Origin of the sequence: Streptomyces viridochromogenes DSM 40736, assembly GCF_000158955.1 — a bacterium.
GTDB lineage: Bacteria > Actinomycetota > Actinomycetes > Streptomycetales > Streptomycetaceae > Streptomyces > Streptomyces venetus.
In genome coordinates this window covers 5,712,533-5,734,676 of sequence record NZ_GG657757.1, presented here as the reverse complement: position 1 = coordinate 5,734,676, position 22,144 = coordinate 5,712,533, and the positions used below count along the sequence as shown (strand labels likewise).

Below are 22,144 nucleotides of genomic sequence, written 5' to 3'. Positions count from 1 at the left end.
CGTGACGGCCGCTAGGCCCGTCCCGTCACCCTCCGGCAGGCCTCCGCGTACGCCCGTACCAGTGGCCGTCGCCCGTCCTCCCGGCGCCAGGCCAGGACGTAGCGGCTGGGGGTGACGCCGCGCACCGGGCGGGCGGTGACGCCGCCCAGGGAGAGCAGGGGGACGTTGCCCGCGGCCACGAGGCAGACGCCGAGTCCGGCGGTCAGGGCCTCGTACGTCTCCTCCGTGCTCGCGATCTCGGCACCGATGCGGGGCGGGCGGCCGCCGCGGGCGTCCAGGGCGAGCCAGTAGTCGCGGAGCGGGCCCGTGCTCTCGGGCAGCGCGAGGAACGGCTCGTCGAGCAGGTCCGCGAAGTCGACCTCGGCGCGGCCGGCGAGGGGGTGCGTGTCCGGGAGGGCGACCAGGACCGGTTCCTCGGCGATGACCGTCCAGTCGTAGCGGTCCTGGCCGGGCAGGGGCAGCCAGACGAACGCGACATCGGCGCCGCCGTCGGCGAGGCCGGCGGTCGGATCCTCCCAGTTCACCTGCCGGAGCCGGATGACCGCCTCGGGGCGCGCGGCCGTGAAGCGGGAGCGGATCGCGGGCAGCAGACCACCGCGGACCGGGCTGGTGCTCATGCCCACCACCAGCGTGCTGCGCTGCGCCGCCCGGGCCGACTCCACCGCGGCCGCGCCCTGAGCCCAGTCCGCCAGCACCCGCCGGGCGTGCGGCAACAGCGCCGTACCGGCTTCGGTGAGGGCCACACCGTGCCGGTCGCGCCGGAACAGCTCGACCCCCAACTGCCGCTCCAGCGCACGGACCTGCTTGCTCAGGGCGGGCTGGGACACGTACAGGCGCTCGGCCGCGCGGGTGAAGTGCAGCTCCTCGGCCACCATCACGAAGTAGCGCAGCTCCCGCAGATGGACATCCATAACCACTGGTTATCACCACAGGTCTTGGACGGGCCACCGGACCCGGCGAGAGGGTGAAGGCATGACGACACGAGACGGGGAGCTGTCATGAACAAGGTGTGGCTGATCACGGGCGCGAGCAGCGGTTTCGGGCGGGCGATCGCCGAGGCGGCCCTCGCCGCGGGTGATGTGGTGGTCGGTGCCGCCCGGCGTCCCGAGGCGCTGGACGACCTGGTCGCGACCCACCCCGACCGGGTGGAGGCGCTGCGCCTCGACGTCGCCGACACGGGCGCGGCCGAGGCCGCCGTACGGGACGTCCTCGCGCGGCACGGGCGGATCGACGTCCTGGTCAACAACGCGGGCCGGACCCACGTCGGGGCATTCGAGGAGACCACCGAGGAGGAGCTGCGGGCCCTGTTCGACGTGCACGTCTTCGGCCCGGCCGCCCTCACCAGGGCCGTGCTGCCGCACATGCGGGAGCGCCGCTCGGGCGCGATCGTGCAGATGAGCAGCATGGGCGGGCAGCTGTCCTTCGCCGGCTTCTCGGCGTACAGCGCGACGAAGTTCGCCCTGGAGGGCATGTCCGAGGGGCTCGCGGACGAGGTCGCGGAGTTCGGCGTCAAGGTGCTGATCGTCGAGCCGGGTGCCTTCCGCACGGGCCTGTTCGAGACCGGGCGGGCCGGGGTGAGTGCGGACAGCGGCCTGTACGGCAAGGTCGGCGAGACCCGCGGCGTCGTGGCCCGTGGCGACGGCACCCAGCCCGGCGACCCCGCCAAGGCCGCCGCGCTCGTCCTGGCCGCACTGGACGCCGACCCCACGCCGCTGCGTCTGCCCCTCGGCGACGACGGGGTGAGCGCGGTCCTCGGCCATCTCGACCAGGTGCGCGAGGAGGTTCTGGCCTGGGAGAAGCGGAGCCGGGACACCGCGTTCGACGACTGACGGTCCCTCAGGAGGGGCCCGGTTCCGGGGCGGTGATCCGGCTCTCCGGCTCCTCGGTGGCGGCCCAGGCGGCGAGGAGCCGGAGGGCGTCGTGGTCGGGTGTGCCGGGGGCCGCGCTGTAGGCGGTGAGGGTGAGGCCGGGCAGGGCGGACAGGTCCATGGCGTCGAAGTCGAGGGTGAGGACACCGACGGCGGGGTGGTGGAAGGACTTGCGGCCGGTGCGGTGCAGGCGCACGTTGTGCTTGGCCCAGGCGGTGCGGAACTCCTCGCTGCGGGTGACGAGTTCGCCGATCAGACCGGTCAGACCGGTGTCGTGAGGGGCCCGCCCGGCCTCGGTGCGCAGCAGGGACACGGTGGTGTTCAGGGACTCCTCCCAGTCGGGGAAGAAGTCGCGGCCGCGCGGGTCGAGGAACTGGAACCGGGCGATGTTGGCCGTCTCGGTGCCGGCGTCGGGGAACAGCGGGGAGTACAGGGCGCGGCCGAGGTCGTTGGTGGCGAGGATGTCCAGGCGGCCGTTGCGGATGAAGGCCGGGCAGTCGGTCATCGACCGCAGGACGCGCAGGACGCTGTCCGGCAGCGGGCCGCGGGAGCGTCCGGCGCGGCGGGCGGGGCGCTTGGCGGCGGCGCGCGCCAGGTCGAACAGGTGGGCTCGTTCGGCCTCGTCCAGCTGAAGGGCGTTCGCGACGGCGTCGAGGACCTCCTCCGAGACGCCGGCGAGACGACCCCGTTCGAGGCGGACGTAGTAGTCGATGCTGACGCCGGCGAGCAGGGCGACCTCTTCGCGGCGCAGGCCCGGCACACGCCGGTTGCCGCCGTAGGCGGGCAGCCCCGCCTGCTGCGGGGTGATCCTGGCACGACGGGAGACCAGGAACTCACGGACGTCGCTCTCGGTGCTCACACGCTCCAGGCTAGGCCGGACGGTCCACGTGTGGGGGGTTCTGTCAGTACCTGTAACGGCAGTCCCTTCCCCACCACTTCCGGCCGAGGTTTCCTCGAACCGTCAGCCCAGGACCCGACCGAGGAGCAGCCACCATGCCGAAGCAGTCCGCGCCCCAGGAGCTGGCCGGGATCGCGCCCAAGCTCGTGGAGGTCACCGACGAGGTCCTGTTCGGTGACGTCTGGGAGCGCCCCGGGCTGTCCCCGCGCGACCGCAGTCTGGTGACCGTGAGCGTGCTGGCCGCGCTGTACCGGGCCGAGCAGCTGGACTACCACCTCGGGGTGGCCCTCGACAACGGCCTGAGCGTCGAGGAGCTCTCCGAGGCGATCACGCATCTGGCCTTCTACGCGGGCTGGCCCAATGCCATGACCGCGATCACCCGGCTCAAGCGCATCGCCGACGAGCGAGGCGTCTGACCCGACGTCACGGCACACCCCGGCCCTCCGCGCTTGCGCTCCGCACTCCGCACGCCGCACTCCGCACTCCGCACTCCGCACGACAGGGAAGAACTCGTGGACCACGTCACCAGCACCCCCACCCTCAAGGCCCCGGCCGAGCGCTTCACCGGCGACGTCTACCTCAACATGATCGCGACCCCCGCCGAGCCGGCCCGCCTGGCCGCCGCCCTGGTGCGCTTCACCCCCGGCGCCCGCACCAACTGGCACTCCCACGCCCTCGGCCAGACCCTGCACATCACCGACGGCGTCGGCCTGGTGGGCACCCGCGACGGCAGCGTCGTCCGCGTCAGCGCCGGTGAGACCGTCACGTGCCCGGCGGGCGAGGAGCACTGGCACGGCGCCGTCGGCACCAACCTCATGGCCCACATCGCCATGGTCGTCGGTGACGGCACCGGCGACGGCACGACCTGGCTGGAGCCGGTCACCGACGAGCAGTACACCGCGGCCCTCGCGACGGTCACCGACGGGCTCGCCGACCCGTCGTGAACATCGCCGGAGCTGTCCGCCGCGGTGTCGCTCCCGAGAGGTTCAGACGTTGAACCTGAACTCCACGACGTCCCCGTCCTGCATCACGTAGTCCTTGCCCTCCATACGCGCCTTGCCCTTCGCGCGGGCCTCCGCGACCGAGCCCGTCTCCACCAGGTCGCCGAAGGAGATGACCTCCGCCTTGATGAAGCCCTTCTGGAAGTCGGTGTGGATGACGCCGGCGGCCTCGGGGGCCGTGGCGCCCTTCTTGATGGTCCAGGCGCGGGATTCCTTGGGGCCGGCCGTGAGGTAGGTCTGCAGGCCGAGGGTGCGGAAGCCGACGTGGGCGAGGGTGGCGAGGCCGGGCTCGTCCTGGCCGACGGACTGAAGGAGTTCGAGGGCCTCGTCCTCGTCGAGCTCGGCGAGGTCCGCCTCCAGCTTGGCGTTGAGGAAGATCGCCTCGGCGGGGGCCACCAGGGCACGCTGCTCGTTCTTGAAGTCCTCGTCGGTCAGCTCGTCCTCGTCGACGTTGAAGACGTAGAGGAACGGCTTGGTGGTCAGCAGGTGCAGGTCGTGCAGGAGCTCGTTGCGCTCGGTGCCCTGGACGATGCCGTGCGCGAAGAGCGTGTCGCCCTTCTCCAGCATCTCCTTGGCCTCCTCGACCGCCTTGACCTTCGGCGCGAGGTCCTTCTTGATGCGCGACTCCTTCTGGAGCCGGGGCAGGACCTTCTCGATCGTCTGGAGGTCCGCGAGGATCAGCTCCGTGTTGATCGTCTCGATGTCGTCCTTGGGCGAGACCTTGCCGTCGACGTGCACGACGTTCTCGTCCTTGAAGGCACGGATGACCTGGCAGATCGCGTCGGACTCGCGGATGTTCGCGAGGAACTTGTTGCCCAGGCCCTCGCCCTCGGACGCACCGCGCACGATGCCCGCGATGTCGACGAAGTCGACGGTCGCCGGGAGGACGCGCTGGGAGGAGAAGATCTCGGCCAGTTTGGTGAGGCGGGGGTCGGGGACGCCGACCACGCCGACGTTCGGCTCGATGGTGGCGAACGGGTAGTTGGCCGCCAGCACGTCGTTCTTGGTCAGGGCGTTGAACAGGGTCGACTTGCCGACATTCGGCAGACCGACGATTCCGATCGTGAGCGACACGTTGCGACTTCCCGTGAGTGGAGGGCCAGGGGGCCAGGGGACCGGCCGATCCACCAGTCTACGGCGTGCCCGGAACCGTCCCGGGCGGCGTATCGAACGCTTGGCCAAGCCTCGACGCTCGGCGTGTCTGAGGGGCCATTCGGCATATTGAACGACCTAAGTTGGTGCGGTGGAGCGATACAGGACGCGACCTGCCCAGTACGGACCGCGACGTGACCGGCCGGGGTCGTCCCTGCCGCCCCAGATGGGACGGGGTGCGGCCGATGGAGCGGTCCGGCGGCCGAAGCAGCAGCGCCGTACGGGGGCTGTGCGGCGGCCGGTCCCCGAGTCGGCTCCCGCCGCGGGCAGCATGCCGAACCCCCGGCTGACCGGGCTGGGCAGCGGACTGTTCTGCGCGGTGGTGATGTTCCTGCTCGGCGGGGTCTGCGCCCTGCTGTTCGGGGCGTCGCTCACGGCCTACGGCGTGCTGTTCCTGCCGGTGTGCGTGCTGACGGCCATGTGGGTGCGCCGGGGGGACCTGATGACCGCGCCCGTCGTCGTGCCGATCGCGTTCGTCGTGGGGCTGCTGCCGGTGGCGGACAGCGACGGGGGTGTCGCCGGCAGGCTGATGGGGCTCGTGACGGCGCTGGCCACGCAGGCCGTGTGGTTGTACGGGGGGACCCTGATCGCCGGGCTGATCGTGATCGCCCGGCGGATCCGGCTGGTGCGGCTGCGGCGGGCGGCCGGGGCCCGCCCGCCGGTGTGACGTCCGGGGCCGGCCACCGATCAGCCGTGTGACAACCCTGCGGGTCAGTACACCTAGTGGCCCGCGGCCCGCATCGCCGCCCCCACGATGCCCGCGTTGTTCTGCAGCTGCGCCGGGACGATCTCCGCCTGGATGCCCTCGATGTGGGGCAGGAACTTGTGGGACTTGCGGCTGACGCCGCCGCCGATGATGAACAGCTCGGGCGAGAACAGCATCTCGACATGGGCGAGGTACTTGCGCAGGCGGTGCGCCGCCCAGTGTTCCCACGACAGGTCGTGGTCCTCCCTGGCCTTGCTGGAGGCCCGCTTCTCCGCGTCGTGCCCGTCGAGCTCCAGGTGGCCCAGCTCGGTGTTGGGGACGAGGACACCGTCGGCGAAGACGGCGCTGCCGATGCCGGTGCCGAGGGTCAGCAGGATCACCGTGCCCGTGCGGCCGCGGCCGGCGCCGAAGTGCATCTCGGCGACGCCCGCCGCGTCCGCGTCGTTCACCACCGTCACCGGCAGTCCGCCCAGCCGCTCGCCGAGCAGCGCACGCGCGTCGGTGTCGATCCAGCTCTTGTCGACGTTCGCCGCCGTGCGGATCGTGGCCCCGTCGGTGACCACGCCCGGGAACGTGACCCCGACCGGTCCCGTCCAGCCGAAGTGGTCGACGACCTGCTTGACGCCGTCGGCCACCCCGCCGGGCGTGGCCGGGTGCGGGGTCAGGACCTTGTGGCGCTCCTGCGCCAGGTCGCCCTTGTCCAGGTCCACCGGGGCGCCCTTGATCCCGGAACCGCCGATGTCCACACCGAAGATCTGCATGGCCCTACGTTACGACGTACGACTTGACTGTCACGGGCCGAACAGCGGTGGCTGCCCGGCCCGTCCGCGATCACTTCGCGGAATTTTCACCGGCCCCGGCCCCGCCGCGCTCGGCGACCAGCGACGCCGCCTCCTCGCGCAGGTCGCGGCGCAGCTCCTTGGGCAGCGAGAACGTGATGGACTCCTCGGCCGCCTTGACGATCTCGACGTCCTCGAAGCCGCGCTGGGCGAGGAACTCCAGGACCTGCTCGACCAGGACCTCCGGCACGGAGGCGCCCGAGGTGACACCGACCGTGGAGACGCCCTCCAGCCAGGCCTCGTCGATCTCGTCGGCGTAGTCCACGAGGTAGGCCGCGCGGGCTCCGGCGATCTTGGCGACCTCCACGAGCCGCTTGGAGTTGGAGGAGTTGCGGGAGCCGACCACGATCACGAGGTCCGACTCGGCGCCCATCTGCTTCACGGCCAGCTGGCGGTTCTGCGTGGCGTAGCAGATGTCGTCGCTGGGCGGGGAGATGAGCTGCGGGAACTTGTCCTTGAGGGCGTCGACGGTCTCCATGGTCTCGTCGACGGACAGCGTGGTCTGGGAGAGCCAGACGACCTTGGACGGGTCGCGCACCTCGACCTTCGCCACGTCACCCGGCCCGTCGACGAGCTGGATGTGGTCGGGGGCCTCACCGGAGGTGCCGATGACCTCCTCGTGGCCCTCGTGGCCGATCAGGAGGATGTCGTAGTCCTCGTCCGCGAAGCGGACGGCTTCCTTGTGGACCTTGGTGACCAGGGGGCAGGTGGCGTCGATGGTGGCGAGCTTGCCGCGCTCGGCCTCCTCGTGGACGACGGGGGCCACGCCGTGCGCGGAGAACATGACGATGTTCCCCGGGGGCACTTCCTCCGTCTGCTCGACGAAGATCGCGCCCTTCTTCTCCAGGGTCTGCACGACGTACTTGTTGTGGACGATCTCGTGCCGGACGTAGACCGGAGCCCCGTACTGCTCCAGCGCTTTCTCGACGGCGATCACGGCGCGGTCCACACCCGCGCAGTAGCCACGGGGGGCGGCGAGCAGGACACGGCGGCCAGGCGAAGCAGACATGCGTCCCATCGTAAGGCCGCGTTCGGCGGGTCGAAGATCGCATCCGTGTGACCCTCCCGGGAAGACTGACGGGACGCGAGCCCAATGACGGATGCCGGATGACGGATGCCGAATGACGGGCGCCGGATGACGGACGCCGGATGACGGATGCGTGCGCGGGCGGTGAGCGGTGAGCGGTGTTGTCAGCGGTGCCCACTACGCTCGCGGGCATGGCTGTGAACACGTCTGCGGAGTCCCCGCTGCCCGTCGGTGAGGTGTCGCGGCTGATCGGGGGGTGGATCGACCGGCTCGGGGCGGTGTGGGTCGAGGGGCAGATCACACAGTTGTCGCGGCGGCCGGGCGCGGGTGTGGTGTTCCTGACGCTGCGGGACCCGTCGTACGACATCTCCGTCAGCGTCACCTGCTACCGGCAGGTGTTCGACGCGGTGGCGGACGTGGTGAGCGAGGGTGCCCGGGTCGTCGTCCTCGCGAAGCCGGAGTGGTACGCCCCGCGGGGGCAGCTGTCGCTGCGGGCCACCGAGATACGGCCCGTCGGGGTCGGGGAACTGCTCGCGCGGCTGGAGCAGCTGAAGAAGGCCCTCGCGCGGGAGGGCCTGTTCGCGCCGGAGCGCAAGAAGCCGCTGCCCTTCCTGCCGCAGCTCGTGGGGCTGGTGTGCGGGCGGGCCTCGGCCGCCGAGCGGGACGTCCTGGAGAACGCCCGGCACCGCTGGCCCGCGGTGCGCTTCGAGGTGCGCAACGTCGCGGTGCAGGGCGTGCACGCCGTGCCGCAGGTCGTGCAGGCCGTGAAGGAGCTCGACGCGATCGAGGACGTGGACGTGATCATCGTCGCGCGGGGCGGCGGCAGCGTGGAGGACCTGCTGCCGTTCTCCGACGAGCAGCTGATCCGGACGGTCGCGCAGTGCCGTACGCCGGTGGTCTCCGCGATCGGGCACGAGCCCGACAACCCGCTCCTCGACCATGTCGCCGACCTGCGCGCCTCCACCCCGACCGACGCGGCCAAGAAGGTCGTACCGGACGTCGGTGAGGAGTACGAGCGGGTGCGGCTGCTGCGGGACCGGGCGCGGCGGTGCGTGGCCGCGCTGGTCGAGCGGGAGGAACGCGGGCTTGCCCACGCCCTGGCCCGGCCGTCGATAGAGGATCCGCACCGGATGATCGACGAGCGTGCCGACCATGTGGCGGACCTGCTCGACCGGGGCCGGCGCTGTCTGCGGCACCAGCTGGACCGGGCCGACTCGGAGCTGACGCACACGCACGCGCGCGTGGTGGCCCTCTCCCCCGCCGCGACCCTGAAGCGCGGGTACGCCGTGCTCCAGAAGGCGGACGGGCACGCCGTCCGCGACCCGGGCGAGGTGGAGGCCGGCGAGGCCCTTCGCGCGCGGGTCTCCGAGGGTGAGTTCTCCGTACGAGTGGACACATAGGGTGGGTGGATGACCAGCGAGGTTGATGAGACGCCGGACATGAGCGAGGCGCTCGGGTACGAGCAGGCGCGGGACGAGCTGATCGAGGTCGTCCGGCGCCTGGAGGCGGGCGGTACGACGCTGGAGGAGTCCCTCGCGCTCTGGGAGCGGGGCGAGGAGCTGGCCAAGGTGTGCCGGCGCTGGCTGGACGGGGCCCGGGCGCGGCTGGACGCGGCGCTGGCCGAGGAGGCCTCGGAAGAAGCGGACGGCGAGTAGCCACAGGCTGTGCGCTGCGGGGTGACAGCGGTCCACCGCGGGTGACATACGACACGTGACGCACGACACCCTCAGGTTAGTTGAACGTTGAACTTCACTCGCGTACGGTCGGAGACGTCAGCCGGTCTTCCGGATCGACCGTCGCGAGAAAGTGCATCCATGTCCCTCGTTCTTGACCCCGCCGCCCAGGACCTGCTGTTCCGCGAGGCCCGTAGCGCCAACACCTTCACCGACGAGCCGGTGACCGACGAGCAGGTGCAGGCGATCTACGACCTGGTCAAGTACGGTCCGACCGCCTTCAACCAGACCCCGCTGCGCATCACCCTGGTCCGCTCCCCCGAGGCCCGCGAGCGCCTGGTCGCGCACATGGCCGAGGGCAACCGGCCCAAGACGGCGAGCGCCCCGCTGGTGGCGATCCTCTCCGCGGACAACGAGTTCCACGAGGAGCTGCCGCACCTGTTCCCGGCCGCCCCGCAGATCAAGGACATCTTCTTCTCCGAGCGCCCGGTCCGTGAGAACGCCGCCGCGCTGAACGCCGCCCTCCAGGCCGCGTACTTCATCGTCGGCGTCCGCGCCGCCGGTCTCGCCGCCGGCCCGATGACCGGCTTCGACTTCGAGGGCGTCCGCAAGGAGTTCCTGGACGACGACCACACCCCGCTGATGGTCGTCAACATCGGCCGCCCGGGCCCGGACGCGTGGTACCCCCGCTCCCCGCGCCTGGAGTTCGACCAGGTCGTCAAGACGGTCTGAGAGCCGTCCAGCCGGCCTGAGAGCCGCGTACAGGAAAGGCCCCCGGCAGCGCGCCGGGGGCCTTCGCCGTGTGCGGGGGCGTGTGCGAGGGGGGTGTCACTCCGTCTTGAGCGCGTCCGCCATCTTCGTCAGCTGCGCGAACGACGCCGTGCCGGTCACGACCGTCGTCGAGCCCTTGGTGCCTTCGAGGACCAGCGCGTCGTACCGGCCGCCCTCGTAGCGGGTCCATGTCCGGCCGTCGATCTTCTCGGTCCGCCCGGTCTCCTTCGCCCCCTGCGTCCGCTCGTCGACGAAGACGGGGCGCCGCTGAGTGGACTGCTCGACCGCCACGTACTCCCCTTCGGGATCGTGGAAGCCGAGGTGCCAGGCCTCGAACTCGTCACCCTGGTAGCGGACGGAGGTGGCCTTCCATGCGCCGGGCAGGCCGTCCGGCGCGGCCACGGGGTACGAGGCGGCGCGACGTGCCGTGAGCAGTTCGACCCGGTAGTCGACGCGCTTGGTCTCCTGCGGGCTGTCGTCGTGCGGGATGAAGAGGTATATGACGCCCGCGACGAGGACGATGACCCCCATGGAGAGGATCATGTCCCGTGCCGTCTTCTGCTTGCCGTTCGTGCCTGCCACGCCCTCTATCGTCGCAGGTCTCCGGTTTGCTCATCCGTGGGGGCCCCTGCTCATTTTGCCGTCTCGGAGATAGAGTCAGGCAACAGAACCCTCATCCGGCCGTCGTCGTACAGAAAGGTGCGCTCCGATGACCGAGCATCATCACTTGCCGTCCGAACTGGATGTGCCCTCCGAGGCCCCCGACCGCAACCTCGCCCTGGAACTGGTCCGGGTGACCGAGGCGGCGGCTATGGCCGCGGGCCGCTGGGTGGGGCGCGGTGACAAGAACGGCGCCGACGGAGCCGCGGTGCGTGCCATGCGGACCCTCGTCTCCACCGTCTCGATGAACGGCGTCGTCGTCATCGGCGAGGGCGAGAAGGACGAAGCCCCGATGCTGTTCAACGGGGAGCACGTCGGCGACGGGACGGGGCCCGAGTGCGACATCGCCGTGGACCCGATCGACGGCACCACGCTGACCGCGAAGGGCATGACGAACGCGATCGCGGTGCTGGCCGCCGCCGAGCGCGGCTCCATGTTCGACCCGTCGGCGGTCTTCTACATGGACAAGCTCGTCACCGGCCCCGAGGCGGCCGACTTCGTCGACATCAACGCCCCGGTGGCGGTGAACATCCGCCGGGTCGCCAAGGCCAAGCGCTCCGCGCCCGAGGACGTGACGGTGGTGATCCTGGACCGGCCGCGGCACGAGGGCATCATCAAGGAGATCCGGGACACGGGTGCGCGCATCAAGCTGATCTCCGACGGCGATGTGGCCGGCTCGATCCTGGCGCTGCGCGAGGGCACGGGTGTCGATCTGCTGCTCGGCATCGGCGGTACGCCGGAGGGCATCATCTCGGCCTGCGCCGTGAAGTGCCTGGGCGGAACGATCCAGGGCAAGCTGTGGCCCAAGGACGACGAGGAGCGGCAGCGGGCGGTCGACGCGGGGCATGACCTCGACCGGGTGCTGACGACGGAGGACCTCGTCACCGGGGAGAACGTGTTCTTCGTGGCGACCGGGATCACCGACGGTGAGCTGCTGCGCGGTGTGCGGTACCGGGCCGAGACGGCCACGACCGACTCGATCGTGATGCGGTCGCGGTCGGGGACGGTGCGGAGGATCTCCTCCGAGCACCGGCTGAGCAAGCTGCGGGCGTACAGCGCGATCGACTTCGACAAGGGGAAGTAGCGCCGCCTGGAGGGGCGGGGGCTGCGGATCGCCGGCGTGTGCGGGCCGGTTGTGGTTGATCGCGCAGTTCCCCGCGCCCCCGAGCAGTGGTGCTCGGCTGTCAGCCTGCCGCGGCTATGGGGTTCGCCGATTGCGCCGCCTTCTTCAGTTCCACGTCGCGGCGGCGGCGCCGGGCCAGGACCACGCGGCGTTCGGCGGCGGTGAGGCCGCCCCAGACGCCGTAGGGCTCGGGCTGGAGCAGGGCGTGTTCGCGGCATTCGACCATGACAGGACAGCGGGCGCAGACCCGCTTCGCCGCCTCCTCCCGGGAGAGCCGGGCGGCCGTGGGTTCCTTGGAGGGGGCGAAGAAGAGGCCGGCCTCGTCGCGCCGGCACACCGCCTCGGTGTGCCACGGGGCGTCCTGGTCCCTGTCTCGCGCTGGCACCCGCGGGGCCGGAACGGCAGCTACCTGCAGGGACGAATGCGGCGGTTGCAGCACGGTCTACTCCTGACGACGGCTTCGCGAGCGAGAGACGATGCAGCAAGCCCTACCCGCTGTGCGCGCGCCTATGCACTGAGTTCCGAACCGCTGGTTTCGCCCTCGTTCCAGAGCTCCGGGGGCCGGTGTCACCGGTGACCGTTTTGCTCCGAACCGCAGGTGAATTCGCGACTGTCAATGGTTCAGATGCTTGCGCAAACTCTTGTCGACCTTGCGGTGCACCCGGTCCAGGATGTCCGCGACGACCTTGCCCCGCCGGGGGCGCGCCTCGACGCTGCCGAGGACCGCCCAGCCGTCGACGTAGACGACCGGGGCCTCCGGTTCGCCCGAGTCGAGGGTGTCCACCTCGAAGCTGCCGAGCACTCCGCCGCCCATGCCGCGCAGCGAGACGTTCTCCGGGACGCGGATGTCGACGCTGCCGAAGATCGCGAACGACTTGATGACGACCTGCTGGTGGTCGAAGAGGGCCTCGCTGAGGTCGATCTCGACGCTGCCGAAGACCGCGTACGCGTGGATACGGCGGCCGGTGCGCCAGCGGCCCTTGCGGACGGCGCTGCTGAAGATCGCGACCACGTTGTCGTCCGGGTCGATCGGAATGGCGCCCGCGGTGGGGCGGTACGGGGCCGGTTCCGGGGAGGGGCCGTGGCGGTGCGCGGCGGGCAGGTCCCGTATGAAGACCTCCAGCTCGCCGACCGTCTTGGCGCTCAGCACCCCCTCGACCCGCTCGGCGTGCTCGTCCGCGGTGAGACGGCCCTCGGCGAGGGCGTCGCGGAGGATGTCGGCGATGCGGTCGCGCTCGGCGTCGGAGGCGCGGAGCTCGGAGCCGGCGGGCACGCCCTGCTGCTGAGGATCTGACTTCTGAAGGTCCACGGCAGCAGCGTACCGAAACACGATAGATCGCGACACCCCCTGTATCGCGGCCGAGGGCGACGCCGAGTGTGACGAACTGAGCCTTACCTCACGAGCTCACCCGTCAGCGGCAGGTTCTAGTCTGGTGGGCGCTCGCCGGAGGAGGCGGGCCGCCGTCTGTCGAGTGAGGAATGGGCGAAGATGCCTGCTGAGTTCGCGTACACCGATCTGCTCCCCCAGGGAGAGGACACCACGCCGTACCGGCTGGTGACCTCCGAGGGTGTCTCCACCGTGGAGGGGCCGGACGGGCGGACCTTCCTCAAGGTGGAGCCGGAGGCGCTGCGCAAGCTCGCCGAGGAGGCCGTCCACGACATCCAGCACTACCTGCGCCCGGCCCACCTCGCGCAGCTGCGCCGCATCATCGACGACCCCGAGGCCTCCGGCAACGACAAGTTCGTCGCGCTGGACCTGCTGAAGAACGCGAACATCGCGGCCGCCGGCGTGCTGCCCATGTGCCAGGACACGGGCACGGCGATCGTGATGGGCAAGCGCGGGCAGAACGTGCTGACGGCGGGCCGCGACGAGGAGGCGCTCAGCCGCGGCATCTACGACGCGTACCAGAACCTCAACCTGCGCTACTCGCAGATGGCTCCGCTCACCATGTGGGAGGAGAAGAACACCGGCTCCAACCTCCCGGCGCAGATCGAGCTGTACGCGACCGACGGCGGCGCCTACAAGTTCCTGTTCATGGCGAAGGGCGGCGGCTCGGCCAACAAGTCGTTCCTGTACCAGGAGACGAAGGCCGTCCTGAACGAGGCCTCCATGATGAAGTTCCTGGAGGAGAAGATCCGCTCGCTGGGTACGGCGGCCTGCCCGCCGTACCACCTGGCGATCGTGGTCGGCGGCACGTCCGCCGAGTACGCCCTGAAGACGGCCAAGTACGCCTCCGCGCACTACCTGGACGAGATCCCGGCCGAGGGGTCGGAGCTCGGGCACGGCTTCCGGGACGAGGACCTGGAGCAGAAGGTCTTCGAGCTGACGCAGAAGATCGGCATCGGGGCGCAGTTCGGCGGCAAGTACTTCTGCCACGACGTGCGCGTGGTGCGCCTCCCGCGGCACGGCGCGTCCTGCCCGGTGGCCATCGCCGTGTCCTGCTCCGCCGACCGCCAGGCCGTCGCGAAGATCACCGCCGAGGGCGTCTTCCTTGAGCAGCTGGAGACGGACCCGGCGCGGTTCCTGCCGGAGACCACGGACGAGCAGCTCGACGAGAGCGGCGACGTCGTGAAGATCGACCTCAACCAGCCGATGGAGACGATCCTCGCGGAGCTCACCAAGTACCCGGTGAAGACCCGCCTGTCCCTCACCGGTCCGCTGGTCGTGGCCCGTGACATCGCGCACGCCAAGATCAAGGAGCGGCTGGACGCGGGCGAGGAGATGCCGCAGTACCTGAAGGACCACCCGGTGTACTACGCGGGTCCGGCGAAGACCCCGGAGGGCTACGCGTCCGGTTCCTTCGGCCCGACCACGGCCGGCCGCATGGACTCCTACGTGGAGCAGTTCCAGGCGGCGGGCGGCTCCAAGGTCATGCTCGCCAAGGGCAACCGCAGCAAGCAGGTCACCGACGCATGCGGCACGCACGGCGGCTTCTACCTCGGCTCCATCGGCGGCCCGGCCGCCCGGCTCGCCCAGGACTGCATCAAGAAGGTCGAGGTCGTCGAGTACGAGGAGCTCGGCATGGAGGCCGTCTGGAAGATCGAGGTCGAGGACTTCCCGGCGTTCATCGTCGTCGACGACAAGGGCAACGACTTCTTCCAGGACCCGGCGCCCGCGCCGACCTTCACCTCCATTCCGGTACGGGGTCCCGGACTCGCCTGAGAAGGGCGGTGACGATTCGCCTCCACGGGGAACAGTGGTCGCGGCGCTGACGCTGTGACACGTGGAGGTGATCGTCGATGACCGACGAGCAGGACAGGACCGAGTACCGCACCGAGCACGATTCCATGGGAGAGGTGCGGGTGCCCGCCCACGCCAAGTGGCGGGCCCAGACCCAGCGGGCGGTGGAGAACTTTCCCGTCTCCGGGCAGCGTATCGAGCGCGCGCACATCGAGGCGCTGGCGCGGATCAAGGGTGCGGCGGCCAAGGTCAACGCCGAGCTGGGGGTCCTGGACAAGGATGTCGCCGGGGCGATCCAGGAGGCGGCCGGGGAGGTCGCCGAGGGGAAGTGGGACGAGCACTTCCCCGTCGACGTGTTCCAGACGGGGTCGGGCACCTCGTCCAACATGAACACCAACGAGGTCGTCGCCACGCTCGCGAGCGAGCGGCTGGGGAAGGGCGTGCACCCCAACGACCATGTGAACGCGTCCCAGTCGTCCAACGACGTGTTCCCCTCCTCCATCCACATCGCCGCCACCGCCGCCGTCACCCGCGATCTGATCCCCGCCCTGGACCACCTCGCCACCGCCCTGGAGCGCAAGTCCGAGGAGTTCTCGGACGTCGTGAAGTCGGGGCGGACCCATCTGATGGACGCGACGCCCGTGACGCTGGGGCAGGAGTTCGGCGGGTACGCCGCTCAGGTGCGGTACGGGATCGAGCGTCTTGAGGCCTCCCTGCCCCGGCTCGCCGAACTGCCCCTCGGCGGGACGGCCGTCGGCACCGGCATCAACACCCCGCCCGGTTTCTCCGCCGCCGTGATCGAGGAGGTCGCCCGTACCACCGGGCTGCCGCTCACCGAGGCCCGTGACCACTTCGAGGCGCAGGGCGCCCGGGACGGCATCGTGGAGACCAGCGGGCAGCTGCGGACCATCGCGGTCGGGCTGACGAAGATCGCCAACGACCTGCGCTGGATGTCCTCCGGGCCGCGCACCGGCCTCGCCGAGATCGCCCTGCCCGACCTCCAGCCCGGCTCCTCGATCATGCCGGGCAAGGTGAACCCGGTCATTCCGGAGGCCGTGCTGATGGTCGCCGCCCAGGTCGTCGGCAACGACGCGACCGTCGCCACCGCCGGTGCCGCCGGCAACTTCGAGCTCAACGTCATGCTGCCCGTCATCGCGAAGAACGTCCTGGAGTCGGTCCGGCTGCTCGCCAACGTGTCGCGGCTGCTCGCCGACCGGACCGTCGACGGCATCACCGCCGACCGCGAACGGGCCCGGGAGTACGCCGAGTCCTCCCCCTCCGTCGTCACCCCGCTCAACAAGTACATCGGGTACGAGGAGGCCGCGAAGGTCGCCAAGAAGGCCCTGGCCGAACGGAAGACCATCCGTCAGGTCGTCCTGGACGGCGGGTACGTGGAGCGCGGCGACCTCACCATGGAGCAGCTCGACGAGGCGCTGGATGTCCTGCGGATGACACGTCCGTGACGATCGGAGGCGTGCGTGCGCCCGGCGCGTGAACCGTGACACGCGCCGCAGCGTCGTATGCCTATGGCACCTAATATCTGTGCATGGCAGACGGCGGAGCGGTGAGACGCGTGGAAACGGGTGGTGCGGCTGGCTTCTGGGCGCCCGGGAGCCGGATCCTGTGGCGGTACCGGGAGAACGGCGGCGCGCGGTTCCACATCGCGCGTCCCGTCACCGTCGTACGGGACGACGCCGAGCTGCTCGCCGTGTGGCTGGCGCCCGGCACCGAGTGTGTGAAGCCCGTGCTCGCCGACGGCACCCCCGTGCACCAGGAGCCGCTGGAGTCCCGCTACACCAAGCCCCGGACCGTGCAGCGCGACCGCTGGTTCGGCACCGGTGTCCTGAAGCTCGCCCGGCCCGGCGAGCCCTGGTCCGTGTGGCTGTTCTGGGAGCCGGGCTGGCTCTTCAAGAACTGGTACGTGAACCTGGAGGAGCCGATGGTCCGTTGGGAGGGCGGCGTGGACTCCGTCGACCACTTCCTGGACATCTCCGTGCACCCGGACCGCAGTTGGCACTGGCGTGACGAGGACGAGTTCGCCCAGGCCCTGCGGGACGGGCTGATGGACGACCGGCAGGCCGAGAAGGTACGGGCGGCGGGGCGGGCCGCGGTCGAGGTGATCCGCGCCTGGGGGCCGCCGTTCTCGGAAGGATGGCAGCACTGGCGCCCGGATCCGTCCTGGGCTGTACCGTCACTTCCGGAGGACTGGGACCGTACGCCCGCGCATGTGTCCTCATGAGACCCTTGATGCGCCCCCGGGCAAGAAACGTAGGATCGTCCTCCGCAAGGGCGCGCGGCGGCAAACACCGGAGCACGCACTGGGCTTGACCGATCGTCACCGAGGGGCGGCAGGACGTGAGCGAGGGGTACGAGGGCAACACCGGCGGGGCCTGCGCAAAGGCCCCCGAGGACCGCAGACGGTCCGCCGGTGGCACAGGAACAACCTCTGACCACGCGGAAATTCCGTTCCTGGGGCACGTATTCCGGGTATCGGAGTTTCGGCGGGACCACCTGCACCTCTGGCGTGCAGCCCCGGACGGATGGATTCGACACGCGTGACGGAGCAGCCGACCTCCTGTGAACGCCCGCAGCCGGGCGTCGACCCCGCGGACCCCCGCGGGGCGCTCGTGCATACCTCGACACCGGTTCGTGCGCCCGGCATGGGCGCCTTACCCGTACAGGGCCGCTCAGGCGGCGACGCCACCGTTCCGGTCTCGACGGCGCACACTTCACCGGGTACGTCGGAGCCGGGCACCTCCACGCCGTTCGGCAAGGGCAAGGACACCGTGAGCGACCCCGCCTCCGAGCACTCCCAGCCGGGTGCCGAGCAGACCGCCGAGCGCGACACCCCGCGGCCGCGGCCCTCTTCCGAAGGTATTCCGGTCCAGCCGGCCGACGAGCAGGACCGGCCGGCGCCGAATCCCGAGGGACACGAGCGCCGCAGCGGCCAGACCCTGCCGCCCGGCCGGCCCACGCCGATGCGGCGGGACGGCGACCGGCTCAGGTTCGTCGGTGCCGCCACCCGGCGGATCGCCCGTGGCATCGACCTCGACGAGATCGTGATGGGGCTGTGCCGGGCCACCGTGCCCACGTTCTCCGACGCGATCCTGGTCTATCTGCGCGACCCGCTGCCCGTCGGCGACGAGCGGCCCACGGGCCCGCTGGTGCTGCGGCTGCGGCGCACCGACCGGATACCGGCGGAGCGCGACACCGAGAACGGCTTCCTGCCGGCCGCGCAGCCCGAGCCCAACGAGCTGGACACGGTCGGCGCCGAGCTGTGCGAGGTGCGGCCCGGCAGTGCGCTCGCCGAGGTGTTGCGGGGTGTGCGCCCGGTGTTCACCGACGCCCCCGCCGCGCGTGCCGCACTGCCCGAGCTGCTCGGTGACGGCGGTGAGTTCGCCGTGCCGGAGGGACAGCGGGCCATTCTCGCGCCGCTGCGCGGCCGGCGCCGGGTCATCGGTGCCGCGCTGTTCCTGCGGCGGCCCGAGCGCCTCGCCTTCGAACCGGACGACCTGCTGGTGGCCGCGCAGCTCGCCACGCACAGCGCGCTCGGCATCGACAAGGCCGTGCTGTACGGCCGCGAGGCCTACATCGCGGACGAACTCCAGCGCACCATGCTGCCCGAGACGCTGCCCCGCCCCACCGGCGTGCGGCTCGCGTCCCGTTACCTGCCGGCCGCCGAGACGGCCCGTGTCGGCGGTGACTGGTACGACGCCATTCCCCTGCCGGGCAGCCGTGTCGCCCTGGTCGTGGGTGACGTCATGGGCCACTCCATGACCTCCGCCGCGATCATGGGCCAGCTGCGCACCACGGCCCAGACGCTCGCCGGGCTCGACCTGCCGCCGCAGGAGGTGCTGCACCACCTCGACGAACAGGCCCAGCGCCTCGGCGTGGACCGCATGGCGACCTGCCTGTACGCGGTCTACGACCCGGTATCGCACCGGATCACCATCGCCAACGCCGGTCATCCGCCGCCCGTCCTGCTCCACCTGGGCGGCCGCGCCGAGGTGCTGCGCGTGCCCGCCGGTGCTCCCATCGGGGTCGGCGGTGTGGACTTCGAGGCGGTGGAGCTGGACGCGCCGGCCGGGGCGACGCTCCTGCTGTACACCGACGGTCTGGTCGAGTCCCGTCTCAGGGACGTGTGGACCGGCATCGAGCAGCTGCGGGAGAAGCTCGCCGCGGTCGCGCAGCTCACCGGGCCGGACCATCCGCCGCCCCTGGAAGCGCTGTGCGACGAGGTGCTCGACATGCTCGGCCCGGGCGACCGGGACGACGACATCGCGCTGCTCGCCGCCCGCTTCGACGGGATCGCGCCGAGTGACGTGGCGTACTGGTTCCTGGAGCCGGAGGACGCCGCCCCCGGCCGGGCCCGCCGCCTGGCCCGGCGCGCCCTGGCACGGTGGGGTCTGGAGGAGCTCAGCGACTCCGTCGAGCTGCTGGTCAGCGAGGTCGTCACCAACGCGGTGCGGTACGCGTCCCGGCCGGTCACGGTTCGGCTGCTGCGCACGGACGTCCTGCGCTGCGAAGTGGGCGACGACGTCCCCCAGTTGCCGCGGCTGCGGCAGGCCCGTGCCACCGACGAGGGCGGCCGTGGCCTGTACCTGGTGAACCGGCTGGCCCGGCGCTGGGGCGCGACGCGGCTGAGCACGGGCAAGGTGGTGTGGTTCGAGCTGAACCGGAGCTGACCGTCTCGGCCTCGTGACGGCGACCGGCACGGGACCGCCCGACGACAGCGCCGCACAGCACAAGGGCGCCCGGTGTCGACCGGGCGCCCTTCGCGCGTCTCCTACCCTTCGTCGCCCCGCCCGACCGGGTCGAACGGGTCGCCGTCGGTCGGCGGTGACGTACCCGGACTCGCCGGCGGCGAGAAGGTGGGCGGTGTCGTCGACGGGCTCGTCGGCGGTGTGCTGCTCGGTTCCTCCGTCGTCGGCGGCGGGGACGACGACGGCTCCTCGGTCGTCGGCTCCTGCGTGGGCTCCTCGGTCGTCGGCTCCTGCGTGGGCGTCGGCGTCCACGTCGGCTTGACGGCCGCGCCCTGCTGGGTGTCCAGGTCGAACTTGGTGACCTCGCCCATCACGCCGAAGGTGTAGCCGGCCCAGATCTGCGCCGGGAAGCCGCCGCCGTTGATCCGGGGCTCGCCGGCCGCCTTGTACATCGGCATGTGCTTGTAGGGAGGCTTGGTGTCCTCGCCGAACAGGCCGACCGAGGTGACCAGGTTCGGTGTGTAGCCGGTGAACCAGGCCGACTTGTTGTTGTCGGACGTACCCGTCTTGCCCGCGACCTGCTGGCCGTCGCGCCCCGGGTTGTTGCGCACGGACTCCTGGGCGGTGCCGTCGTCGACCACACCGGTCAGGACCGAGGTCACCGAGTCGGCGGCCTCGGGGCTGATGACCTGGTCTCCGACGGGATCGGGCATGGTCACGGTGTGGTTCAGGTGCTCCGCCGACTTCACGACGGCCGGCGTGACCTTCTTGCCGTGGTTGTCGAGGGTCGCGTAGACACCGGCCATCTGCAGGGGGCTGGCGCCCATGCTGCCCAGGGTCTGGGCGGGCACGGCCTCCATGTTCTCGGTGTCCATGCCCAGCTTGCCGGCGACCTTCACCACCTCGGACATGCCGACGTCGACACCCATCTGCGCGAAGACGGAGTTGACGGACTTGTTCATCGCCGTCTGGACGGAGATCGGGCCGTAGTCCTTGTCGTCCTCGTTCTCGGGGGCGAAGCCGACCTTGCTGCCGTTGTCCATGACCTGGCGCTTGCTCGTGCCGTCGTAGACCGTGCTCGCGGTGATCGGGTCGCCGTCCTGCGTCTTCGCCTGCTCCTCCAGGGCGGCGGCCAGGATGACCGGCTTGAAGGTGGAGGCGGGCTGGTAGTCGGTGCGGGTGGCGTTGTTGGTCCAGTGCTTGAAGTAGTCCTGGCCGCCGTACATCGCGACCACGGCGCCCGTCTTCGGGTTCACGGACGCGGCACCCGCCTGGATGTACGCGTCGACCTTGCGCTTGTCGGGGTCGAGCTTGCTGGTCAGCTGCTGCTTGACGGACTTCTCCAGCGCCGCCTGCTTCTTCTTGTCGATGTTGAGCGTGACGGTCCAGCCTCCGGCGCCGACCATCGCCTCGGCTTCCTTGCGGCTGCTCGCGGTGCCCTCCGCGACGAGCTGCTTCTCCAGTGTCGCGTTGGCCGCGTTGACCAGGTAGCCCTTCTGGCCCTCCATGCCGGGGGCGGGCTTGGGCTCCTTGGGCACCGGGAACTTCATGCCGGCGCGCTCGGACCGGCTGAGCCAGCCCTCCTCGACCATGTTGTCCAGGACGTAGTTCCAGCGCGCCTTCACCAGCTTCTTACCGCCCTCCGAGGCGACCGCCCAGTCGTACTGGCTGGGGGCCTGGAGCAGCGCGGCGAGGTAGGCGCCCTGCTCGACCGTGAGCTTCTCGGCGTCGGTGCGGTAGTAGGCCTGGGCGGCGGCCTGGATGCCGTAGGCGTTGCGGCCGTAGTAACTGGTGTTGATGTAGCCGGCGAGGATGTAGTCCTTGGACTTCTCCCGGTCCAGCTTCAGCGAGATGACCAGTTCCTTCAGCTTGCGCGAGACGGTCTGTTCCTGGGACAGGTAGTAGTTCTTGACGTACTGCTGGGTGATCGTCGAACCGCCCTGCGAGCCACGGCCGGAGAGCGTGTTGAACAGGCCGCGGGCGGTGCCCTTGAGGTCGACGCCCGCGTCCTTGTAGAAGGTCTTGTTCTCGGCCGCGACGAAGGTGCGCCGCACGTCCTTGGGGACCCTCGACAGGTCGACGACCTCGCGGTTGACCTTGCCGTCCCGGGCCATGATCGAACCGTCGCTGTACTGGTAGATGTTGCTCTGCCGCTTGGCGTCGGCGTTCCCCTCGGGGATGCCGATCACCATGTACAGCACGATGAAGGCGCCCATGCCGAGCAGGCACAGGGCGAAGAAGGTGCCGAGGATCTTCTTCCAGGTGAAGAGCCTGCGTATGCCGCTCTTCCCGACCGCGGCCGACGAACGGTGGCTCTTGGGTGCCGCCCGGCGCCCACCGCGCTGTCGGGCGCGTCTGTCTTCCGCTCGTCCCATGAGTCCGATCTGCTCCGCTTCGTTCATGTGTGCTCACAAGTCACACAGGTTCGCCGCTCAGGTCAGCTCAGAAAGCTAACACCGGGAGATAAGAGATAGGGCTGTCGATCCGGCCCTTTGCGGACGTGACAATCAGCACCCATCCCCACCGGAACCGACGTTCCAGA

General features: G+C 70.6%; 21 protein-coding genes. 12 read left to right on the top strand and 9 right to left on the bottom strand.

Going from position 1 to position 22,144, the window contains the following annotated elements; all coding sequences use genetic code 11:
* Positions 1–11 precede the first annotated feature (11 nt).
* Positions 12–917: a LysR family transcriptional regulator gene (locus tag SSQG_RS25380; protein WP_003992710.1), complete on the bottom strand. Its 906-nt coding sequence runs from the start codon at positions 915–917 to the stop codon at positions 12–14.
* A gap of 81 nt (positions 918–998) precedes the next feature.
* Between SSQG_RS25380 and SSQG_RS25375 the strand changes: the two genes are divergently transcribed.
* Positions 999–1,829: an oxidoreductase gene (locus SSQG_RS25375; RefSeq protein WP_003992709.1), complete on the top strand. Its 831-nt coding sequence runs from the start codon at positions 999–1,001 to the stop codon at positions 1,827–1,829.
* A 7-nt stretch (positions 1,830–1,836) separates the two neighbouring features.
* Here the strand turns inward: SSQG_RS25375 and SSQG_RS25370 are convergent, their stop codons facing one another.
* Positions 1,837–2,727, bottom strand: coding sequence for a helix-turn-helix transcriptional regulator (locus SSQG_RS25370; RefSeq protein WP_039933597.1), 891 nt, complete (start codon positions 2,725–2,727; stop codon positions 1,837–1,839).
* Between the two features lie 134 nt (positions 2,728–2,861).
* Between SSQG_RS25370 and SSQG_RS25365 the strand changes: the two genes are divergently transcribed.
* The gene (locus SSQG_RS25365) at positions 2,862–3,182 is read left to right on the top strand and encodes a carboxymuconolactone decarboxylase family protein (protein WP_003992707.1); all 321 of its coding nucleotides are present in this window, start codon (positions 2,862–2,864) and stop codon (positions 3,180–3,182) included.
* A gap of 96 nt (positions 3,183–3,278) precedes the next feature.
* Positions 3,279–3,710: a (R)-mandelonitrile lyase gene (locus SSQG_RS25360; protein WP_003992706.1), complete on the top strand. Its 432-nt coding sequence runs from the start codon at positions 3,279–3,281 to the stop codon at positions 3,708–3,710.
* Positions 3,711–3,752: 42 nt separating this feature from the next.
* Here the strand turns inward: SSQG_RS25360 and ychF are convergent, their stop codons facing one another.
* The gene (gene ychF / locus SSQG_RS25355; protein WP_003992705.1) at positions 3,753–4,841 is read right to left on the bottom strand and encodes a redox-regulated ATPase YchF; all 1,089 of its coding nucleotides are present in this window, start codon (positions 4,839–4,841) and stop codon (positions 3,753–3,755) included.
* 169 nt (positions 4,842–5,010) lie between these two features.
* On the opposite strand from ychF, the gene SSQG_RS25350 reads away from it, so the two are divergent.
* Positions 5,011–5,586 carry a DUF6542 domain-containing protein gene (locus SSQG_RS25350; RefSeq protein ID WP_003992704.1) on the top strand — a complete coding sequence of 192 codons (576 nt, stop codon included), beginning with the start codon at positions 5,011–5,013 and terminating at the stop codon, positions 5,584–5,586.
* Positions 5,587–5,639: 53 nt separating this feature from the next.
* Here SSQG_RS25350 and ppgK read toward each other — a convergent pair whose 3' ends face one another.
* Positions 5,640–6,386, bottom strand: a complete 747-nt coding sequence (gene ppgK, locus SSQG_RS25345; RefSeq protein ID WP_003992703.1) for a polyphosphate--glucose phosphotransferase — start codon at positions 6,384–6,386, stop codon at positions 5,640–5,642.
* Positions 6,387–6,456: 70 nt separating this feature from the next.
* Positions 6,457–7,482 carry a 4-hydroxy-3-methylbut-2-enyl diphosphate reductase gene (locus tag SSQG_RS25340; protein WP_003992702.1) on the bottom strand — a complete coding sequence of 342 codons (1,026 nt, stop codon included), beginning with the start codon at positions 7,480–7,482 and terminating at the stop codon, positions 6,457–6,459.
* Positions 7,483–7,682: 200 nt separating this feature from the next.
* Here SSQG_RS25340 and xseA point away from each other — a divergent pair, with 200 nt between their 5' ends.
* The 3 genes from xseA (at position 7,683) to SSQG_RS25325 (ending at position 9,896) form a co-directional block, all read left to right on the top strand.
* Positions 7,683–8,891: an exodeoxyribonuclease VII large subunit gene (gene xseA / locus SSQG_RS25335; protein ID WP_003992701.1), complete on the top strand. Its 1,209-nt coding sequence runs from the start codon at positions 7,683–7,685 to the stop codon at positions 8,889–8,891.
* A gap of 9 nt (positions 8,892–8,900) precedes the next feature.
* A complete protein-coding gene (locus SSQG_RS25330; protein ID WP_003992700.1) occupies positions 8,901–9,146 on the top strand; it encodes an exodeoxyribonuclease VII small subunit in 246 nt (81 codons plus the stop codon).
* A gap of 159 nt (positions 9,147–9,305) precedes the next feature.
* Positions 9,306–9,896, top strand: coding sequence for a malonic semialdehyde reductase (locus SSQG_RS25325; protein WP_003992699.1), 591 nt, complete (start codon positions 9,306–9,308; stop codon positions 9,894–9,896).
* A gap of 96 nt (positions 9,897–9,992) precedes the next feature.
* On the opposite strand, the gene SSQG_RS25320 is transcribed toward SSQG_RS25325, so the two are convergent.
* Positions 9,993–10,517, bottom strand: a complete 525-nt coding sequence (locus SSQG_RS25320) for a DUF4245 domain-containing protein (protein ID WP_003992698.1) — start codon at positions 10,515–10,517, stop codon at positions 9,993–9,995.
* 127 nt (positions 10,518–10,644) lie between these two features.
* Between SSQG_RS25320 and glpX the strand changes: the two genes are divergently transcribed.
* Positions 10,645–11,679, top strand: a complete 1,035-nt coding sequence (gene glpX, locus SSQG_RS25315; protein ID WP_003992697.1) for a class II fructose-bisphosphatase — start codon at positions 10,645–10,647, stop codon at positions 11,677–11,679.
* Positions 11,680–11,779: 100 nt separating this feature from the next.
* On the opposite strand, the gene SSQG_RS25310 is transcribed toward glpX, so the two are convergent.
* Positions 11,780–12,157, bottom strand: coding sequence for a WhiB family transcriptional regulator (locus SSQG_RS25310; protein WP_003992696.1), 378 nt, complete (start codon positions 12,155–12,157; stop codon positions 11,780–11,782).
* 174 nt (positions 12,158–12,331) lie between these two features.
* Positions 12,332–13,027, bottom strand: a complete 696-nt coding sequence (locus tag SSQG_RS25305) for a DUF1707 SHOCT-like domain-containing protein (protein ID WP_003992694.1) — start codon at positions 13,025–13,027, stop codon at positions 12,332–12,334.
* A 180-nt stretch (positions 13,028–13,207) separates the two neighbouring features.
* Here SSQG_RS25305 and SSQG_RS25300 point away from each other — a divergent pair, with 180 nt between their 5' ends.
* The 4 genes from SSQG_RS25300 to SSQG_RS25285 all read left to right on the top strand — a co-directional run bounded on the left by SSQG_RS25300 (position 13,208) and on the right by SSQG_RS25285 (position 19,584).
* Positions 13,208–14,881, top strand: coding sequence for a fumarate hydratase (locus tag SSQG_RS25300; protein WP_039933594.1), 1,674 nt, complete (start codon positions 13,208–13,210; stop codon positions 14,879–14,881).
* Between the two features lie 77 nt (positions 14,882–14,958).
* A complete protein-coding gene (locus SSQG_RS25295; protein ID WP_003992692.1) occupies positions 14,959–16,362 on the top strand; it encodes a class II fumarate hydratase in 1,404 nt (467 codons plus the stop codon).
* Positions 16,363–16,445: 83 nt separating this feature from the next.
* On the top strand, positions 16,446–17,138 hold the full coding sequence (gene fomD / locus SSQG_RS25290; RefSeq protein WP_078506912.1) for a cytidylyl-2-hydroxypropylphosphonate hydrolase: 693 nt from the start codon (positions 16,446–16,448) through the stop codon (positions 17,136–17,138).
* Positions 17,139–17,439: 301 nt separating this feature from the next.
* Positions 17,440–19,584 (top strand): SpoIIE family protein phosphatase, encoded by a 2,145-nt coding sequence (locus SSQG_RS25285; RefSeq protein WP_003992690.1) that lies wholly within the window; start codon positions 17,440–17,442, stop codon positions 19,582–19,584.
* Between the two features lie 101 nt (positions 19,585–19,685).
* Here SSQG_RS25285 and SSQG_RS25280 read toward each other — a convergent pair whose 3' ends face one another.
* Entirely contained in the window at positions 19,686–21,977 is a 2,292-nt protein-coding gene (locus SSQG_RS25280) for a transglycosylase domain-containing protein (protein ID WP_003992689.1), read from the bottom strand.
* Positions 21,978–22,144: the final 167 nt, after the last annotated feature.

Bases quoted from the DNA above. Each gene is read 5' to 3' on its own strand.
- SSQG_RS25300 (WP_039933594.1), top strand. From the start codon at position 13,208: ATGCCTGCTGAGTTCGCGTACACCGATCTGCTCCCCCAGGGAGAGGAC.
- SSQG_RS25295 (WP_003992692.1), top strand. From the start codon at position 14,959: ATGACCGACGAGCAGGACAGGACCGAGTACCGCACCGAGCACGATTCC.
- SSQG_RS25330 (WP_003992700.1), top strand. From the start codon at position 8,901: ATGACCAGCGAGGTTGATGAGACGCCGGACATGAGCGAGGCGCTCGGG.
- fomD (WP_078506912.1), top strand. From the start codon at position 16,446: ATGGCAGACGGCGGAGCGGTGAGACGCGTGGAAACGGGTGGTGCGGCT.
- SSQG_RS25365 (WP_003992707.1), top strand. From the start codon at position 2,862: ATGCCGAAGCAGTCCGCGCCCCAGGAGCTGGCCGGGATCGCGCCCAAG.
- xseA (WP_003992701.1), top strand. From the start codon at position 7,683: ATGGCTGTGAACACGTCTGCGGAGTCCCCGCTGCCCGTCGGTGAGGTG.
- SSQG_RS25375 (WP_003992709.1), top strand. From the start codon at position 999: ATGAACAAGGTGTGGCTGATCACGGGCGCGAGCAGCGGTTTCGGGCGG.
- SSQG_RS25325 (WP_003992699.1), top strand. From the start codon at position 9,306: ATGTCCCTCGTTCTTGACCCCGCCGCCCAGGACCTGCTGTTCCGCGAG.
- SSQG_RS25340 (WP_003992702.1), bottom strand. From the start codon at position 7,482: ATGGGACGCATGTCTGCTTCGCCTGGCCGCCGTGTCCTGCTCGCCGCC.
- SSQG_RS25280 (WP_003992689.1), bottom strand. From the start codon at position 21,977: ATGGGACGAGCGGAAGACAGACGCGCCCGACAGCGCGGTGGGCGCCGG.
- SSQG_RS25285 (WP_003992690.1), top strand. From the start codon at position 17,440: ATGGATTCGACACGCGTGACGGAGCAGCCGACCTCCTGTGAACGCCCG.
- glpX (WP_003992697.1), top strand. From the start codon at position 10,645: ATGACCGAGCATCATCACTTGCCGTCCGAACTGGATGTGCCCTCCGAG.
- ppgK (WP_003992703.1), bottom strand. From the start codon at position 6,386: ATGCAGATCTTCGGTGTGGACATCGGCGGTTCCGGGATCAAGGGCGCC.